The following is a 19,185-nucleotide window of genomic DNA, read 5'->3' on the forward strand; positions in this document are numbered from 1 at the left end:
GGAACATTAATAGCGTGATTACCTGCTCGCTTTTTATAAATCAGGTTGTTTTATTTTCATATTGCAATATTACGATATTGATTTGAGCAGACCAATTTTTTTTAGTATTTTATTTCTTGAAATTTTAATTTTTTAGTATGATTCATTATTTTCACTTTAATATGGTGCTTTTATACTATTTTTAACCCCGTTGAATATTGTCGTTATAATAATTAAATGGGCTAAACAGCTTTTGATCTTTGCGATAAAACCTGTCTGGACTTATTAAAATAAAAAGTTCCGAGAAAAAAGGAGAGTGGTCTGTGATCACTCCTTCTGTGATTGCCTGTTGAATGGAGTAGGCTAATGAAGGAAAATGTGGTGGTTAATAATATTTACTACACTTATTAGTAGTAATAGCCTTGGCCTTCGTTTTTTCATTCAAAATATGAATACAAATCCCTGCTAATTTCTATATTTGTGCAGTTCAGTTTCACACTCAGATCATTGCTGTATCCAGAGACTGATTTCGTAAATTGAAATAAGCAAAAGAATAAAACGTATAAGATGAATGTATTATTTATTATCACAATAATCTCGCTGTTCATTTCACTATTTCTAGTCTTTTTTTTGCTGACCGCTAAGACAAAACATAAGTTGAGTAATGCTCTTTTTGCTGTTTTCCTGATTATAATTGCGATTGATATAAGCGAACCTTTATTTAACAAAGTCGTTTATTTTCCTTCTAATCTGGGAATGTTTAGAAGTACATTTGCTTTCTTGCAGATTCCTGTTTTTTATCTGTATGTGTTATCTGTATGTTATTCCGATTTTAAACTTAAACCTCAGTATCTATTTCATCTGATCCCGTTTTTGATTGCAAATATTGTTTTATTACCCAATTTTTATTTAGTGGATGCTGCTTCCAAAATTGATTTTATTGAAACCCGGCAAAACAGGATAGAGCTAAAATTCAATCATATTGTAATACATCTGCAAATCATAATCTATATGATTGCCATTTTTTTGCTGCTGAGAAAATCCAAGAAACTTTATCTTGAAAACTATGCAGGGACTCATATCAGTTCCTATCACTGGCTGTTTCAGTTTACAGTTGTATTGTGTGTTCTGTATTTGATAGCCCTTTTAAAAAACATATTTAAATTTTCAGATTACCCTTCTGTTTCAGAAGGGATAAAATTAGGACTTGTATTATTTCAGGTGCTGATGGTATGCTGGTATCTGTTCAAAGCTTTAAATAATCCGGATTTATTCAGAAATATAGATTCAAACTTAAAACTTGTTGTCGATATTGTTTCCGAAGAAAAAAACAATGAGCAGCCGGTACTCACTGAAGAGAAGTATAATGAAGATATATTGAAATTAAAAAAATATATGGCTGAAGAAAAACCTTTTCTTGATCCTTCTCTGACTATTCAGGATGTTTCGAATTCGATTGAAATCCCCACCCGGGAATTATCGGTTTTAATCAATCATCAGTTGGGACAGCATTTTTATGATTTCATTAATAGCTACCGTATTCATTATGCCATGAATATTTTAAAAGATGAGACAAAAACTAAGGTAACTATCCTGGAAATCCTATATGAAGTTGGGTTTAATTCAAAATCTTCCTTTCATACCGCTTTTAAAAAACATACAGGAAATACACCAACTGCTTTTCGTAAAGGTTTGTAAAATTATTTTCCCCTTTTTAGAAAAAATAAGGATACCTATCTGTACTCTTTCGCAGAGGATAGGCGGTATAAAATCAATGAATTCCAGGGAGAAAATCAATGAAAAAAATGGAAATACCAATTACCTGTAAGTAGTTTTTTTAATAAAAATATAATCCTTCGGATAACCGGAGGATTATATTTTTATTGAGAATCAAATCAGATTTTGAGAGTATGATTTAGTTACGCAAAAACTGGCCAATCCCTGGAGAATCAAAAGTGAAAGTATTCTGATGTTCAGATTTATCAATTTTGTTGCTGATGGTTAATGCCCATAAAACTAATTCTTTACAGAAATTTTGGTCTTCTTTGCTCAGTTCAGAAACATTTTCTTCAATTACTGTTGTAAGCGGAGCAATCTTATTGAGTTTAGCATAGAATTCTTCATCAGTATCATTATAGTTAAGCTCAAGGTGGTTTTTGTTGAACCATCTTACCAGATCAGTATATGGAGTTTTTATTCCTTCTTTTTCCAGTTTGGATATACGTGGAAACAGGGTTTCAAATTGAGTCATTACCGCTTTGTCGATCAGTATTTTCGCTACATAATCTGCTCCTTCCTGCTCACCTTCATATACAAGTTCAATTTTTCCTGTAATAGAAGGGATAATCGATATGAAATCCAGTAAACGGACGCTGGTACTTTTCACCCCTGATTCTATAAGACGTAATTTTGCCGCAGCTATTAAATTCTCCATCGCACTTATCGTCAGACGCGCACTCACACCGCTTTTTGCATCTACATATTCGCTGATACGTGCTGCAAAAGAAACCTCTTCCAAAAGGTCTTTCGCCAGATCAGGAATTTGTATCTGTTCTTTATCTTCAGGAGAAATAAGTGCTTCCTGTTCTGTGATTTTTCTCGCAAGAGCAATCGTTTTTGGATAATGGGTGAAAATCTGTGACCCGATTCTGTCTTTCAAAGGAGTTACAATACTTCCTCTGTTGGTATAATCTTCCGGATTAGCTGTAAAGACAAACTGAATATCCAAAGGCATTCTCAATTGAAAACCACGGATCTGGACATCTCCTTCCTGCAGAATATTAAATAAAGAAACCTGAATTCTTGCCTGTAAATCAGGAAGTTCATTCAATACAAATATAGAACGGTTGGCACGGGGGATCATTCCGTAATGCAAAACACGCTCATCAGAATAAGGAAGCTTTAGGGTGGCAGCTTTGATAGGATCTATATCTCCAATCAGATCGGCAACATTCACATCAGGAGTAGCCAGTTTTTCAAAGAAACGGCTGGAGCGGTGTACCCATGAAACAGGGGTTTCGTCACCCAGTTCCTGAAGGAGATCTTTGGCAAATTTTGAAATAGGGTGGAAGGGGCTGTCATTAATTTCGGATCCTTTTACAATAGGCATATATTCATCCAGCAGATCTACCATACTTCTTGCAATTCTGGTTTTCGCCTGTCCGCGTAAGCCCAGAAGGTTGATATGATGTCCCGCTAGCATTGCTTTTTTCAATTGAGGAATTACAGTGTCTTCATAACCCCAAAGTCCTTCAAATACAGGTTCTTTAGCTTTAATTTTTGAAATTAAATTAGCCTGGATCTCTTCATTGATCGTTTTATGGGTATAACCGGAGTCTTTTAATTCTTTGAATGTAATATCGTTTTTCATTTTCTTTTATATTCTCTTTATTCTGTTTTTCTCGTAATCTTCAAAAATCATTTGTCCCAGCCCTGATAGGCCTGTCAGAAATGCTTTCCCTTTATTTTGAGCAGTAAATGCTTCTACAAACTGTCGCAGATAAGGGTCTTGAGCAATCATAAAGGTGGTAATAGGGATTTTTAGCTTCCTGGCCTGTGCCGCTCTGTTAAGGCATTGGTTAACAATGATATCATCCAGCCCATAGCTGTTCATGTAAAACTCTCCGGTAGGAAGCTGAATACAGCTTGGTTTTCCATCGGTAATCATGAAAATCTGCTTGTTGGTATTTCTTTTTCTGCGAAGAATATCCATAGCCAGTTCCAGACCCGCCACGGTATTGGTATGATAAGGGCCTACTTTTAAGTAGGGAAGGTCTTTGATTTTGATGGGCCAGGCTTCGTTTCCAAATACAATAATATCTATGGAATCTTTGGGATATTTTCGCTTGATTAATTCAACCAGGGCCATGGCTACCTTTTTAGCGGGTGTGATTCGGTCTTCACCATATAAAATCATGGAGTGGCTGATGTCTATCATCAGGACTGTGCTCATCTGTGCTTTGTGTTTGGTTTCTTCTATGATAAGGTCGTCTTCTGTGAGATGCAGATCAGAAATCCCATTATTGACCTGTGCGTTTTTTAAACTTTCCGTTATATTCACGGCAGACAGGTCATCTCCATATTGATAAGAGCGGTTTTCACCATCCCTTTCATCACCAATTCCTGTTTTTGTAGTGCGGTGGTTTCCGGCGCCATTTTTTTTCAGCTGCCCGAAAATCTGGTCTAAAGCGTATTCACGCAAGGCTGATTCCAGTTTGGGTGTCAAAATATTTTTGCCCTTTCCCAGTCCTGAATTTCCATCCTCCGGTTCCTCTTCCTTGATATATCCTCGTTTTTTTAAATCTTCCTCAAAATCCTGAATGGTATATTCATCACTGAAGATATCATACTCTTTGTCGAGCATATCAAGCCATTCGAAGGCTTCTTCAATATCACCGGACGTATGGGTAAGCAGATCTTTGAAAATATCAAAGACCCTGTCAAAATTCGATAATTCTTCCGGTACATGTTTACTGAATGTAAAACCTCTCTGAGAATTAAAATCTTTATTGGTCATAAGATGATGAAGCTGTTTTGCTGTTAAATGTGTTAGAATGATGTCCTGAACTAAAGTTTATAAGTGTTTTTAGCCGGATCCTGTTTTCTGTAAAGGCTTAATGTCTCCTTACTATTTTAAAGAGACAAGTTAGCAAAATATCACTTCAGGATTTCCGATGAGAAATAGAAAATACTTATAACTGCGATATGAAAATAGAATATAGTATCAATGCTTAGATTTTATAGTTGTTAGATGCTTTTCCTGCTTTTCTTTTCCGGTTTCTGCGACGTGAGCGGTTATTGTTTGTTTATCAGAGGTTATTTATTTTTTTTAACAATATATTTCATTTATCATTTATCATTTATCAATTATCAATTATCAATTATGAATTTTTTATTTCAAGCTCCGGCAATGCCGATAGTGGTGGCTGCCCACCAAAAAGTCTGAGAATTACTAAGAAAAGATGGAGTGTGGGAAGTAGCCAGGAATAAGGAGACTATGCTCGTCATGATGAATCTGAAGATCATCTGAAATATTTTTTGCAATCCCGGTTTTTGCAGCTAATCAGTGAAATTTCCTCACACTTGATGGAATTTTAAAGTTGTAAAAGCATTTTGGTACAGAGTAGCATTGGATTTCATTGATTTTGCCTGATATTTAGTATTATAAAGAAGCCGAAAATTACTTTAACTTTGTAAATTGTAAGGGATATACTTATTGCTAAGTTTTTGATAATAATAGTATATCATAAAAAAACTAATAACAGATAAAACCAAGTTAATCAGGAAATTAATTTAGCTGACAAATAGATATGAAAAATAAATTCTTAAATTTTAAATTGAGGAAAGTTGTTCATTACTCATTGATCATATGTATTTTATTGATACAGGTTATTATTGCCATCTTTTTCTACAACGAATTTGTAAATGGGAAGAAGCTGGAGTTTATCAAAAATCAGCTGGAAGACAGCCGGGCGTTAGGGAAATTAACGGATAACTCGAGAAAAGATTTCATGGATGCCCAGAATCACTTCCAGAAATATATGGTGACTCAGGATGATAAGGATCTGCAATCTTATTTTCAGTCACTGAAAAATCTTAAGATTAATTTTGATAAGATTAATGACTATGAAAATACCAGTCCTAGGCTGAAAAAAAACCTGGCCCAGCACATAAAAGATACGCTTCAGACTGCCAAGCTGAAAACACTAATTGATTCAGTGTATCAATCTTCTCTGAACCCTCCTGCAAAAATTCAGGACAAAAAGTTTGAGCCGGAGAAGTATAAAAATGATTTTGAGGATTTCAACGTACAAACGCATACCTATGCTGACACCATTAAGAAAAAGGGCTTTTTCGGGCGTTTAAAAGATGCAGTTACCGGAAAAGTGAATGTTCAGAAGGAAAGCACGGTGATCACTTTAACGAATAATAAAACGATAGATCTTTCTCAGGTAAAGTCGAAAATGGACAATACCATAAAGTCTATGGACAAGCATTACGCGGCTGAAGTAAAGAAAGTTCAGTTGTATGCTGTTCAGAATCAAAGGGATAATATGCAGTTTTACAGTAATTTCAGTAAGTTGTTGATATACAGTAACGGACTGATAGAAGTATATGAAAGTGCTATTAAGGATTTTAAATCAGAACTGGAGAAAGAGTACAACCAGCAAAGTTCAGATAATAATAAGATCAGAACTTATCTGGTACTTGGATTAATGGTTTTGATGTTCATCGTATCTATTCTGATTATGTACTTTACAAGAGTGGCTTTCATCTATGAACGCAAGCTGAACGCTGCCAATGAAGAAATTAAAAAGAACCTCAATTTCAAAAACAGGATATTGGGAATGCTGAGCCATGATCTGAGATCCCCGCTCAAAATCATTAATATATTTATTGATAAGATCTACAGATCTACCGAAGATGAAACGATAAAGGATTATCTTAAATCGATAAAATTTACCAACAGCACCTTACTGCTGCAGTCTAACCAGATTCTGGAATATACAAAAAATCAGGATGCAGAAAAAAGACTGATACAAAGTGTTTTTAATCTTAAAGATGAGATTGGTTCTATCGTGAAAGTGATCACTCCTTATCTCGAAACCCGGAATAATAAGTTTGTTATTACCGACAGAATTCCCGAAAATGTAGTCGTATTTTCTGATAATATAAGGATCAACCAGATATTTATGAACATTCTCGGGAATGCCAACAAGTTTACAGAAAATGGGCAGATTGATCTTACAATGCTCACCGAGCCTGTTGATAAAAACAATATTTCACTCATTACGACAATAGCAGATACCGGAGTAGGAATTTCAGAATCAGATCTTGGTAAAATCTTTGACCCGTACTATCAGGGAATGGTTTCTGATGAGGTGGATAACCTGGGAGCAGGTCTGGGTCTTAATCTGGTAAAAGAAATTGTTGACCTTTTCGATGGTGAGATTTCAATTTCCAGCAAGCTGCATAAAGGAACCAAAATAATATTCAGGATCAATTTAAATATTAATAAGAATGGAAGTACCAACTGAAAATAAAGAAATCATATTTCTTTTAGCAGATGATCATAGTATTGTAAGACAGGGAATGGAGATCGTCATCAATGATATTGTTCCGAAAGCTACAATTTATCACACATCCTCTTTGCAACAGGTCATAGAACTCGTGGAATCTAAAGGAATAGAGATGGCGATTATTGACGCCCATTTTCCGGAGGGAAACAGTCTGCACATTCTTCCGCAAATGAAAGCTCTGAACCCGGATATTAAGATTTTAATTTTTACGGGACTTGAAGAAGAGCTGCATGCCCTTAAATTTATCAAAGCAGGGGCCAACGGGTATCTGAGCAAATTAAGTGAAGAAGATGAAATAAGAGAAGCCCTTAGTACTTTTATACAGAAAGGTGAATTTTTTTCTGATATTTCCCGAAATTTACTGGTACAGTTTATTTACAATCCAAACCTGATGAATCCTCTGACCAGTTTAACTAAAAGAGAAATGGAAATTGCCGCAATGTATGCAGAAGGATATGGGAATCTGGAAATTGCGAATACGTTAGACATAAAGCAAAATACTGTCAGTACGATCAAAAAAAATATCTTTGAGAAATTAAAAATAGAAAACATTGTTGAGCTGATTGATCTTGTCAAAATCCACCATAAAATTTAAGGTATCTAAAGTACTTTATACACTTTCTTAGTGCAAAAAAATAGCTTTATCGATAAATATCTATAAAGCTATCGATAGCTATCGATGGGGTTTGTGCGTAATTTTATTCCGTAATGTTGTTACTTTGTAGTATAAAATTTACCAAATGAAAAAAAGGTATTAAGTTCATAAAAAAAACTTTTTTTTGTTTTAAATTTTATTAAAAAACACAAATAATTATAGCCATAAAAATAATGAACTATAATTACGTAAAATGCAAATGATGAAATAAATATAGAAGTGTATCAATGACCTTAGGATCTTCTTGATAAAAAGACCAAATGATAATTAAGATAAAAAAAACACAAAGACAAATAGAGAAGTTCAATTGAAAGGTTATTATTACAAAAAAGGGAGGCAATAAGCCTCCTTTTTGTTTTGAGTATCAAATCCCGATTAGCGTGAAAGGGAACACCATAGATGTGAGATATCTTTTTTAATAGTTGAATCTGTACTTTTATTACTTAACATACTGATGAATATGATTGTATAAAAATTTTCTTGGATTATCTCTGGTAATAAGTTCCAGTTCAAGATCAGTTAATCTCCCTGAGGTATCCGCCCACATTTGCTTATCACTTTTCTGGCTTCGGACTACGTAAAAGTCACTGCCGTACAGAATACGGTCACTGATTCGGCTGTCTTTTTTAAGCAATGATTTCAAAAGAGGAAAAATATTCTCATCATGAAGAATATAACTGATGTCAGCATATACATTGGGATACTGCAGCATCAGACTGTAAATAATGGAAAACCAGGAATTATACCGCCAGGAATTTTCCAATGCAGTAGGAATGAAATTGATTCCTTTTCCTACAGGATTGGTAAACCCATTTTCAGAAAGGAATCTGTCACGTTCCATATATTTTGTCCATTCATCTTCACCCCCGAAATGCCCGAAACAGATTTTAAGCTCGTGAAGGTTCCTGGCAAGTGGAAGATTTTTACCTGCATAGCCAAAAAGAGAATATAAGGACTCATCATTATAATGTTCAAGAAGCCGTTTCAGGTAATCTTCATTCAACAGGCAAAGATAATTGAGAGGATGGGTGAAATTGGTAGAAAAGTTACTGTTATTGATTTCATACAGGGCCAGCGGCTCACTTTTTCCTTTTTCTCCGGTTGACTGCCTGAATACGGGATGACTGTTCCATTCCTTCTTTTTGTTACCGCGGTAATAAATGGTTCCTCTGATACAGTGATTCAGTACTGGTATTTGATTTTCACAGGCCCACAGCATCAGGGGTAGAATATCTTTATCGAAAGGATAGTATCCAAGGGCCGGATAGGTTTTAATCCCTCGGAATTCTTCATGAACGATACAGTTTTTAATTTCGGCAAAATAACTAGTGTCATCCTTTATTCTTCTGGGATCAGCAAATACAAAAGGAAGACAGGTTTTAGGTTTGGTGCGTCTGAGTTTTTTCAGTTCTTCAAGTTGTTTCATGTAGCCGGATTTGGGAGTGCCGGCATCCATATAATCCATATCCATAGGGAGAACTACAAAACGGGAGTCTACAGGATATTGTTTTTCCAGCATTCTGAATATGGTCATTTGGCTTTTATGGAATGCAAAACGGCCTATGCTGATATATCGCTTCAGATAAGCTTTCGTTTCAGGCCCGGGAAGGATACGCAGGAACTGAAACAAACTTTTAGCAATAAAGATGATTAATTTTCTGCCGGACTTGATGAGTAAAAATAAAGCCATTACAATCAGAAACCTTAATACAGTATGATCTGGATGGGGAAGAAGATAGATCGTTTGCATGAAATCATTCAGCCATTTAATATATTGAAAGCCAATTTCATCGTGATATTTTCCTTCGAAATACCCGAAGAAGAGAATCAGCAGGGTATCCAGTGTAAGTACAACTGCAATAGGAATGGTAATAAACGGGACTTTCTGAAGAAACCATTTTACACGAAAGTGGAAAGCCTGCCATGCTTTGTAAGGGCGTTTGTACTGCCATTTTGCAGGAACCCGGTAATACCACCTGAAGAAATCGATTATAAGTCTTATGGTGAGAATAAACTCAAGACCTGCCGGCAGAAGTTTCTTACCAAGAAATTGAGGAATATGATCTCCCGTAAAAGTATGGGTATGGCAGTTTACAAATGGATTTCTTTCTTTTTCGTATGGATCTTGCGTGCCTGAAGTAGTTTTCATGGATTACTGAAGGAGGTTAGTTTTGTGCGTAATTTACAAACAAATTATCATATATGATCCTTCCCGGCGCGAAATAGAATAATCGTCATGGAAATAAAATGATGGTAAAACTTTATTTTGTGTGTGGGTTTCCTGTTCCGGTTTCCAGAAAAGCTTTTAGGCTGCTGATATAGTGCCGCCACCCATCAGTACAGAGATTGTAACATTCAACAGCAGGCGTAAGACCGATGTGGGTAAGCTGAAGCACAATCATATCTTTTTTTTCTTTTATCTCCCAAACTATGGTTGTGCCCATCCATTCTGTCTGGTTTTTTAAGTCTGTAATGGCTATCAGAGAGTCTTCAACATACCAGATTACTTTTGAATTGGGAATTAATTCCTTTACGCGCATTGTTTTGTGAACATGATCTCCAAATCTCATCGTAAATACTCCGTCAGCCTTTCCTGACGAACCTTCGAATATTTCAGTCCACCAAAGCGGAATTTGATTGGTCAAAGCTTCATATGCTTTATCAGCAGTCGTTTTCACTTCAAAGCTGTTGCTATAATTTTCCATAGATGTTGTTTTTTATATTTGTTTGCAGAAAGCTATTTGTAAGGCCTTACAATATTACCTCAATTAATTTTCAATACTCTTTGCATAAGACAAGAAATAGGCATCTGTCATTAATGGGGCAATGAATTTTATTTTTTATCAAATGATAAATAGAAAATACCATCTATACCTTAGTTTTGTATCAAAAAAAATGTCAGGAGAAAAAGATTTAGCGGTTTTACTGCAGAATATGGAGCCGGTAATAAATGCCGGAGAATATGTGTTCTGTACCATTGAAAATCTGAGCGGGATACCGGATATTGAAAAGGTTCAGTTTTTCTTTCGGGAAACTGAGGCTGTTACACTTGTTTTAGAAAGAACCATTGCAGATGAGTGGAATATGGATTACAGCTATATTTCTTCGTGGATTACCCTGAACATTCATTCCTCCCTGGAAGCTGTAGGACTTACGGCTGCCTTTGCAAATGCCTTGAAACTGGAGAATATCAGCTGTAATGTAGTGGCTGCCTATTTTCATGATCACATTTTTGTTGCGAAAGAAGATGCTGTAGATGCTATGAAAGCACTTCATGCATTGAAAACTAATAAGTAAAGGTCAATTCATTTTGGTTTGTTGGATATAGAACTTGCTTAAACTTTTACAGGTTTCCGGTTCTTGAGTCACAATGAAGTTACCATAACCTGATATTTTAAAACACTTTAGATCACTTAAGCTGTTATGAGATAAGATTTGTCAAAAACTCACCTGTGTTCCTATGCACCAGGTATATTTCTTAGGTTGATTAAAGTGTTTAATATCCTGCATTCTTTCACCCGGCAGATCTTGATTGGGAACAATTAAAATAGTTTAAATAGCTTTATAGTCTTGTTTTAATAGGGGTATTATCACATTAAGATCAGCTTCAAACTAATAATAAATAGATTTTATTTCATTTTAAAGTGAGTGGTTTAAAAAAAATAGTTTACATTTGAGAAGCAGACTTTTACGATTACCTCAAAATGACGGCTGTCAGACTCCGTGATTTTTTATGGATTGTATATCTGCTTTAAAGCACGTAAAGTCGCTTTGCAAAAACACTGAATGATAGAAAAGAAATTAGGTAATCCCAATATTTCCCATACTAAATTTCTTTGAACATGTGCGTTAAGTTTTTTACCTTATTCTTGCCGCGCAGGGCTTTTAAAGCCTCAGATTTTTATGTTTACTTTTTCTTTTATCAGAGTCTGATTTTTTAATCAGGTTATTTTATCGCCTTTACACATAAAAAGATAGGGTAGCATTATTTTAATTACCGTAAAAACCGGGATATAAAAGTATCGTGATTTTACGGATTGTAGAAAATCTCTGTAGCGCATAAGTTCGCTTAAGAGAAAAATAACACAAGATGAGAGAAAGAAATTATGTCCCACACCTAATTTCTTGTATGCACAAATTAAGGTCCTTCCTTATTTCTTTTGTGCAGGACTTCTAAAGTCTAAGGTCCCCCGTGACTGATTATAACAGATCCTGATTTTAAATCAGGCTATACCATCATTCTTTAAAATAAACATATGAAAGTATTGTGTCTTTCAGGGTAAATCTATCCTGTTATACAAACCCATATCAAAATATTTTCTCTCTTAACTGGGAGTTAATGTTTATTTTTTACATCAAAAATTCAAATCAATGAAAAAAAATTACTTAAGCGCATTATTCTTATGCGCTACGCTGAGTGCACTCGGTGCCCAGCAGCAAACCGAAGTCTATTTCAAGTATGACGAAGCAGGAAATCAGCGGTATCGCGGCCCTGATACCAATTCAAAAGAATCCCCTGAAACTTTATCAGCGTTAACATCTAAAACCTCTGCAATGGCACAGCCTCCGGTTATGGATGAAAAAACCTTTTGGAAACAAGTACGGCTGTACCCGGTTCCAGTAAATGATATGCTTACCATTGACTGGAGCGAGGAAACAGATAAGCTTATAGAATCAGTTTCTCTCTATCAGCACAGTACGGTGCACTGGAAATTTCAGCAGCAGAATATTTCTGGCCTTAATAGACAGTTAAAAATCAATATGACTGGCTATGATTGGGGGATATATGTTCTTCGCTTTACCCTGAAAGACGGGAGAATCTTCAGTAAAAACATCACCAAAAGATAAAGGCTATGGAAAAAAATTATCATCAGAAAATACAGCTGTTTTCGTCGCTTATACTGTCTTTTATATCAGTGTTCTGTTTTTCGCAGACTCCAGCCCCGAAATTTCACGATACCAAGGGAAATATAGAGGTTACAGGGGCGGGACAGCTTCAGTATACCCTTGCAATAGACCTTCCCCCCGGAGTTAAAAATACAGCCCCCGGTGTCGGTCTTGTTTATGTAAGCGGTGCTGGAAACGGCCTGGCAGGTTATGGCTGGAACCTCACAGGGCTCAGCGCCATCTCAAGGGTAGGCAGGAATCTTGAAAAGGATGGCATCACCAAAGGAGTACAGCTGGATTATTCAGATTACTACAGCTTTAACGGGCAGCGGCTCATATTAAAATCCGGGAAATATGGTAAATCCGGGGCAGAATATGTTACCGAGAAGTATTCTAATTTTAAAATCAGATCTGTAGGAAGCATTAGCGGGCAAAGCTGGCAGGGCCCTGAATACTGGGAGGTCACTTCCCCTGACGGCTCTCAGGTATGGTATGGAGCCACAGCTTCGGGAAGCAGCAATGCCAGAACACCTATAGACTATAATATAGTAAAGTCAAAAGATCCTGACGGGAATTATATTACCTACAACTATATTTCTGAAGGTAATATATCTGTGGTCAGCAATATTCAGTGGGGAGGCAATGAAACACAAGGCTTACAACACTTTAATAAGATTGATTTTATTTTTACGGCAAGACCCAAAAGCGAAACCGCCTACATCAGGGGAGTTGAATATAAGCAGACAAAGCTCCTTGAATCCGTTGTAGTTTCCACAGGTGGGCAGCAGTACAAAAAATACAATATTTCTTATAAAAAAGATGTTCAGGGCACTTCATACCGGTACCCGGAGAAGATTACTATTTCAAATGGTAAAAATGAAGAAGCCAACCCGGTTGTTTTCACCTATGAAAAGTCAGGAGAGCCAGATTTTTTACTCTCTACCGTAAGTACAGCGTTAAAACCCAAAAAAGATAATGATGTTGTAGGAGATTTTGATGGAGACGGCAATCTTGACCTGCTAAGATATCATTCCTCAACTTCATCCAGAATTCCTCAACCGGGAGTATATCTTTACAAAAATTTTTATTCCGTTACTTATACTACGGAGAATCCCATATTTATTAGCAGTACCCTGCAGGGATTGAAAAATTTCATTGCATTTAATTCTAAAAGTACTAATCTTATTCATAACAAACAGGGAATTGTAGGATTTAAAGCAATTACCAATACTGGTGCTTCCACAAAAGATTTGCAGTTTTCTTTTTACAGCTTTTCAGGAAATAGCCTGGTGCTGGATTTTACAAAAACCATTCCGGGTACTGATTATGATAATTCTACAGGATCCCAATTCAATGGAGTTGTAACGACTGTTACAGGAATCAACAGTGTTGATTTCAACGGGGATGGTCTGAGCGAACTTGTTATAGCGCTTAATGATAAGGAATGCCATCCAACAGTCATTGGCAATCCTGACCTCACTGGCAAACCGCCGCAGACCTGCACCACTTCAAAGCGGTATTATGTAATAGATCCTGATGAGTCCATTCAGGGTAATGGCTGGTATTATTCCCTGGAATTGTATCCGGACTATAATCAGCTGGATAAGGATGTATTTACCATTTACAAAGGAGGAGACTTTGATGGGGACGGAGTATTTGATCTTCTGAAACTAAGCCAGGACTTAAAACCTGTATTGATTACTTTTAAAAAGAATACCCAGGGGCAGTATGAATCTTTCATTGCTCCGTTTAATCCAGCAAACAATGAAATCTTACAGGGCGTTTGGGCTAAAGGGGTTGTGGGAGATATTAACGGAGACGGCCTAAGTGATCTGATGATACCCGAGAGTAATACTTCCGAATATTGGCATAAATATATTTCAAAAGGAAATGGTTTTAACTATGAAAAGGTACTGTTTAAGGCCCCTACAGAAAGAGAGCTTGAGCAGCATGGTGCCTATTTTAGAATTCATAACCCACGAACCTTTACTGCTTATGATATTAATAATGACGGAAAAGCAGAGGTCATTGCTGTTAAATCAATAAGGAATTACAGTTTAGCCTCTGTACAGGATAACAATAACGCAGCTAAGTATGTCACAAGTATTGATATCATGACTGCTATTTATTCTGACACCGGGGGGTATGCCACTACAGAAAATCAGTTTTCGCATGGGGTTTACCTCTATAGTCTTGATCCCTATACGCTGTATCTTGACAGCAATGCCATTAATGCGGAAGTGGGTGTTAATTCCAGGGACTTGATAGGTCTACCGGTGGACCAGTGGACCGGGGCGATGCTGAGAAAAGTAGCAATGGGTTCTGCTCTAGGGTATGGCAGTGATATTGGAGACCGGCAGCGTCTTATATCACATGAATATTATGACATTGCAAAGGCAGGCAGGATCAAAAGCATATCACAGGGAGGAATCACTACAGATATTGTATATAAGCAGCTGGACAAAAGTATCAATCCAGGATTATATGACAATGTCTCTCAGCTCAGCTATCCTTTTGTAGAGATTAACCAGTCTATTGGAATGTACGTGGTCTCCCAGCTGACACAAAGTACAACTTCAGACAAAAAGCTAAAGCAGGATTTCAGGTATAGGGGGCTTACCTCTAATATTCTGGGAAGAGGGCTTACAGGCTTTAGAAAAACGGCTCGCTCCTCCTGGTATGCAGAGGAATTTGAAAATACAAAAATTTGGTCTGGTGTAGAGACAGACCCTCTGAATGATGGTATTCCTGTGAAAGAATGGTCAATCAGGACCAATAATGAGGCAAATATTTTCCCGCCGGATCTTTCTGAAAATAACACCCAGCTTCTTTCCTTAAAATCTACAACCTATCAGATTGATAAAATCCTAAATGGTCAGGTTGTGGCAAGTGTTTCGGATGCTGACAAAGCTAAGGTAGTGACCGCCATCTTACCCAAAACAAGCAGGGTAAAAGACTTCTTAACAGGAGCTGTTACCGAAAACAATATTACTTACGGAGCGTATTATCTGCCGGTGCAGTCAGTTTCTAAGGTGAATACTACGCTTGGAATTACAGCTTCCGGCTATGAGTATGAACACAACCCTTCCGGCAGTGCAGCAGCCTATTATATAGGGCGTCTGAAATCTAAAACAGAAACCCGGCAGGCCTACGGAGACAGCCAGTCCGGCAAAGAAGAATACACCTATGAAAATAACAGGGTAAAAACCCTTAAAAAATGGAACAGGAATAATACAGGCTATATCCAGGAAAGCTACAGTTATGACGGTTTTGGGAATATAACGGGGGAAACACTCTCTAACAGTATAGATTCTCAGGTTCGCATGACGGGCTCACAGTATGATCCTACCGGAAGATTTATCATTAAGAAAACAGACCATTTAGGGCTAGAGACTAAGTTTTCTTATAACAGCTGGGGACAGCTGACGGGCCAGACGGATCCGTTAGGAAATACCCTTACAAGCACTTATGATAACTGGGGAAAACGCCTGACCTCTGAAAGCAGTCTTCAGGGAACCACCAGCTATACCTATGAAAGGGATCACCTTGATAATGTTACGGTGACAAGAAATGAGCCCGATGGCAATATATCCAAAACATTCACCAACAAACTGGGACAGGTATATAAGGTGTCAGCTAAGGCTTTCTCGCAGGGACAATACGTTTCTCAGGAAACCCAGTACGATATCCTGGGAAGAAAGATAAAAGAATCCGAACCGTATTTTGAGGGGCAAAGTGCCAGTAAGTGGAATACCATTGCCTATGATGATTCCGTATATCCTGCTAAGGTAAAAGTTACAGCATTTACGGGTAAACAGACGGAAACTGTGGTGTCAGGGTTCACCACAACGGTAAAAGAGACCAATATAGCGGACTATGGAAGGACCACGTCCAAAACAGCTGATGCACTGGGAAATATGATCTCTTCAACAGACAAAGGAGGAACTGTACAGTTTTCCTATAATGCAGCAGGAGAACAGATTAAGGCTCAGTATGCAGAAAATACAGTCACAACTGCTTATGATGTATGGGGAAGAAAATCAGAATTCAATGATCCATCCAACGGGTTGTACAAGTATGAATATGACGGATTCGGACAGCCGAAAAAGACAACCAGCCCGAAAGGAACAAAAGAATACACCTACAATAACATGGGGCAGCTGGTTTCCCAGAAGGAACTTTCCACAACAGACGGAGGACAGGCCACCAATAAAACCATTGCTTTTACCTATGATACCAAAGGCAGGCTTACCACAAAATCCGGTACTGTAAAAGGGCAGCTGTTCAGCACCGGCATTACCTATGACCCTCAGGGAAGGATTATATCTGCTGTAGAAAACAGCAATGAAAGAACCTATACCCAGAAAGGGATGACCTATGACAATAAAGGAAGAATGATTTCTTATGAGAAAGAATTGCTCTCTCTGGGTATTACAACCAAGGTCGTGATAGAAAACCTTTACAGCACCTGGAGCGGAGAACTCTATCAGGTTAAAGATAAAAGCTCCGGGAAAGTGCTTTGGGAGCTTCAGGAGACTAATGCTAAAGGGCAGGTATTAAAAAGCAGATTAGGAGCAGCAGAGATTACCAATGCATACGATGCCAATGGTTTTCTGAGCAGCGTTAATCATTCTTCGCAGGTAAAACCGGGAATTCTGCAGATCTCCTACTCATTTGATGCCATCAGAAATGAACTTAAAACAAGAACAACCGGAGGAGATCTCAATATTGCAGAATCTTTTGATTATGATGACAATAACAGGCTTATAAACTGGACCAATCCGGTCACAGGAATTAAACCCGCCATGAACAGAAATATCTATGATATAAAAGGCAGAATCATGGAAAATGATCAGGTGGGAATCATGAAGTATGAAAATGCTGCGAAGATCTATCAGCCAACCGGAATGACATTGAATACGGATGGAGTACAGAATTATAACGGAGATCTGATACAGAGCATCACCTATAATGAGAATAATGATCCGGTACAGATTAATGGAGAAAAGGCCCGTATTAATTTCGAATATGGATTGGGAAGTATGCGTCAGCGGGTTAACATTGCTAAACTGAAAAATGCAGGAGCAGGCACAGAACTAAAAACAGGCGGCGGCGGAATCTGGGACCCTAATGCACCTGTATGGCAGAATACTTTAACAAAACTATACAGTGAAGACGGGAGCTTTGAAGTCGTGACGGATCTGGGTACAGGACAGGAGCATCATTTATTATACATCGGAGGCACTCCTTATGAAGCAGATATTGTATATTTGAAAGAAGCAGGACAGAGCAGCGGTTCTTATAAATTCCTTCACAAAGACTATATAGGAAGTGTCCTTGCTATTAGTGATGAAGCCGGGAATAAACTGGAGCAGAGGCATTATGATGCATGGGGCAGCTTAACAGCTTTAGCATTTGGGAATAACGGGGTGGTAATAACGAATAAAAATCTTATTGCAGAAGCTTCACTTCTCATAGACCGTGGATACACCAGCCATGAGCATTTTATGGACGTGGGCATTATCCATATGAATGGCAGATTGTACGATCCTCTGCTCAGAAGGTTTTTAAATGCGGACGAAAACATCCAGGATCCCATGAATACCCAGAACTATAATAAATACGGGTATGTGATGAATAATCCGCTGATGTATAATGACCCGGACGGTGAATTTTGGTTAATGCTTGGAGGCGCTTTATTAGGAGGATACTTCAATGGGGTGGCTGCCAATGGCGGCAACTGGAACCCTGTAAAATGGGACTGGCAAAGAACATGGAGTGCGGTATTGGGAGGCGCCATTGGTGGAGCGGCAATCTCAGGAGCATTGGGAACTATTTCAAGTAATCCGGGAGCTATTAAGTTTGTACTGCCAGGGATAATCTCAGGAGGGCTCAACTCAGCGTTTACAGGAAGTAATTTCTTAGGAGGTGCTATTGGTGGGATATCTTATTCAGGGAATTTGTTTACCAATAATGTGACTTCAACGGATGGGATTAGTACTGCATATAAATATATTATTTCACCAGATTATAACGAGTCTGGATTAGGTGATTTTGTGAATGATGTTTGTCCAAAATGTCCTAAAAATGCTAAAAATGGGGATATTTTTACGGAAAAAACTCATTCAATGTTTGACAAGCAATATTGGAGTTGGGAACATTTTGGTAAAGTAGGGAAGACTTACACTTATTTTGGAGGGGAATGGAATGAAATAAAATTTATAACGGGTGATATTCCGATAGGACCTTCGGGTTCATTTAACATATTAAAGTCTTTTAAATCTGCATTATCCTTATTTAAAGGAGGTGGCTTTCTTACGAATGCAGGTCGAGCGGTTACAAAGCATCCTCAATATTTTGGGTTTGAATCGACAGAAGCTTTAATGAAGGTATATAGAAGTCCACAAGCCCTAAATAAATTAGGTGCAGCAACTATCAAAGACGTTTTACGTAATGGCGTTAAAACTTCAGGTGCGGGGGGAAGGTATCCTGATGGTTGGGTTACTTTTACATTGTCTAATGGAAGTGCTGCAAGTTGGACAGCAGATGGTATATTTATTGGATTTAGAGGATTAAAATAAAATA

At 37.5% G+C, this 19,185-nt stretch carries 10 protein-coding genes; 6 read left to right on the forward strand and 4 right to left on the reverse strand.

Annotated features, from left to right (window positions below; genetic code table 11):
- Positions 1-546 precede the first annotated feature (546 nt).
- Complete coding sequence (locus tag LF887_RS08545; protein ID WP_236858701.1) at positions 547-1,677, forward strand: helix-turn-helix domain-containing protein; 1,131 nt, start codon at positions 547-549, stop codon at positions 1,675-1,677.
- Positions 1,678-1,894: 217 nt separating this feature from the next.
- Here the strand turns inward: LF887_RS08545 and LF887_RS08550 are convergent, their stop codons facing one another.
- Together LF887_RS08550 and LF887_RS08555 are read right to left on the reverse strand one after the other, a co-directional pair.
- Entirely contained in the window at positions 1,895-3,349 is a 1,455-nt protein-coding gene (locus LF887_RS08550; protein ID WP_236858702.1) for a sigma 54-interacting transcriptional regulator, read from the reverse strand.
- A 6-nt stretch (positions 3,350-3,355) separates the two neighbouring features.
- The gene (locus tag LF887_RS08555; protein ID WP_236858703.1) at positions 3,356-4,495 is read right to left on the reverse strand and encodes a vWA domain-containing protein; all 1,140 of its coding nucleotides are present in this window, start codon (positions 4,493-4,495) and stop codon (positions 3,356-3,358) included.
- Between the two features lie 793 nt (positions 4,496-5,288).
- Between LF887_RS08555 and LF887_RS08560 the strand changes: the two genes are divergently transcribed.
- Together LF887_RS08560 and LF887_RS08565 are read left to right on the forward strand one after the other, a co-directional pair.
- On the forward strand, positions 5,289-7,016 hold the full coding sequence (locus LF887_RS08560) for an ATP-binding protein (RefSeq protein ID WP_236858704.1): 1,728 nt from the start codon (positions 5,289-5,291) through the stop codon (positions 7,014-7,016).
- Positions 7,000-7,653, forward strand: coding sequence for a response regulator transcription factor (locus LF887_RS08565; protein ID WP_236858705.1), 654 nt, complete (start codon positions 7,000-7,002; stop codon positions 7,651-7,653). The genes LF887_RS08560 and LF887_RS08565 overlap by 17 nt, the downstream gene beginning before the upstream one ends.
- A gap of 499 nt (positions 7,654-8,152) precedes the next feature.
- Here the strand turns inward: LF887_RS08565 and LF887_RS08570 are convergent, their stop codons facing one another.
- Both LF887_RS08570 and LF887_RS08575 read right to left on the reverse strand, forming a co-directional pair.
- On the reverse strand, positions 8,153-9,862 hold the full coding sequence (locus tag LF887_RS08570) for an amidohydrolase family protein (protein WP_236858706.1): 1,710 nt from the start codon (positions 9,860-9,862) through the stop codon (positions 8,153-8,155).
- 112 nt (positions 9,863-9,974) lie between these two features.
- Entirely contained in the window at positions 9,975-10,418 is a 444-nt protein-coding gene (locus LF887_RS08575) for an SRPBCC family protein (protein ID WP_236858707.1), read from the reverse strand.
- A gap of 190 nt (positions 10,419-10,608) precedes the next feature.
- Here LF887_RS08575 and LF887_RS08580 point away from each other — a divergent pair, with 190 nt between their 5' ends.
- The 3 genes from LF887_RS08580 to LF887_RS08590 all read left to right on the forward strand — a co-directional run bounded on the left by LF887_RS08580 (position 10,609) and on the right by LF887_RS08590 (position 19,181).
- Positions 10,609-11,010, forward strand: coding sequence for an ACT domain-containing protein (locus LF887_RS08580; RefSeq protein WP_236858708.1), 402 nt, complete (start codon positions 10,609-10,611; stop codon positions 11,008-11,010).
- 1,074 nt (positions 11,011-12,084) lie between these two features.
- Entirely contained in the window at positions 12,085-12,561 is a 477-nt protein-coding gene (locus LF887_RS08585) for a hypothetical protein (RefSeq protein WP_236858709.1), read from the forward strand.
- A 5-nt stretch (positions 12,562-12,566) separates the two neighbouring features.
- The gene (locus LF887_RS08590; protein WP_236858710.1) at positions 12,567-19,181 is read left to right on the forward strand and encodes an RHS repeat-associated core domain-containing protein; all 6,615 of its coding nucleotides are present in this window, start codon (positions 12,567-12,569) and stop codon (positions 19,179-19,181) included.
- Positions 19,182-19,185 lie beyond the last annotated feature (4 nt).

Source organism: Chryseobacterium sp. MEBOG06 (genome assembly GCF_021869765.1).
Taxonomy (GTDB): domain Bacteria; phylum Bacteroidota; class Bacteroidia; order Flavobacteriales; family Weeksellaceae; genus Chryseobacterium.

Excerpts from the sequence above, each read along its gene's own strand:
- LF887_RS08545 (WP_236858701.1), top strand. The coding sequence starts at position 547 with ATGAATGTATTATTTATTATCACAATAATCTCGCTGTTCATTTCACTA.
- LF887_RS08550 (WP_236858702.1), bottom strand. The coding sequence starts at position 3,349 with ATGAAAAACGATATTACATTCAAAGAATTAAAAGACTCCGGTTATACC.
- LF887_RS08555 (WP_236858703.1), bottom strand. The coding sequence starts at position 4,495 with ATGACCAATAAAGATTTTAATTCTCAGAGAGGTTTTACATTCAGTAAA.
- LF887_RS08560 (WP_236858704.1), top strand. The coding sequence starts at position 5,289 with ATGAAAAATAAATTCTTAAATTTTAAATTGAGGAAAGTTGTTCATTAC.
- LF887_RS08565 (WP_236858705.1), top strand. The coding sequence starts at position 7,000 with ATGGAAGTACCAACTGAAAATAAAGAAATCATATTTCTTTTAGCAGAT.
- LF887_RS08570 (WP_236858706.1), bottom strand. The coding sequence starts at position 9,862 with ATGAAAACTACTTCAGGCACGCAAGATCCATACGAAAAAGAAAGAAAT.
- LF887_RS08575 (WP_236858707.1), bottom strand. The coding sequence starts at position 10,418 with ATGGAAAATTATAGCAACAGCTTTGAAGTGAAAACGACTGCTGATAAA.
- LF887_RS08580 (WP_236858708.1), top strand. The coding sequence starts at position 10,609 with ATGTCAGGAGAAAAAGATTTAGCGGTTTTACTGCAGAATATGGAGCCG.
- LF887_RS08585 (WP_236858709.1), top strand. The coding sequence starts at position 12,085 with ATGAAAAAAAATTACTTAAGCGCATTATTCTTATGCGCTACGCTGAGT.
- LF887_RS08590 (WP_236858710.1), top strand. The coding sequence starts at position 12,567 with ATGGAAAAAAATTATCATCAGAAAATACAGCTGTTTTCGTCGCTTATA.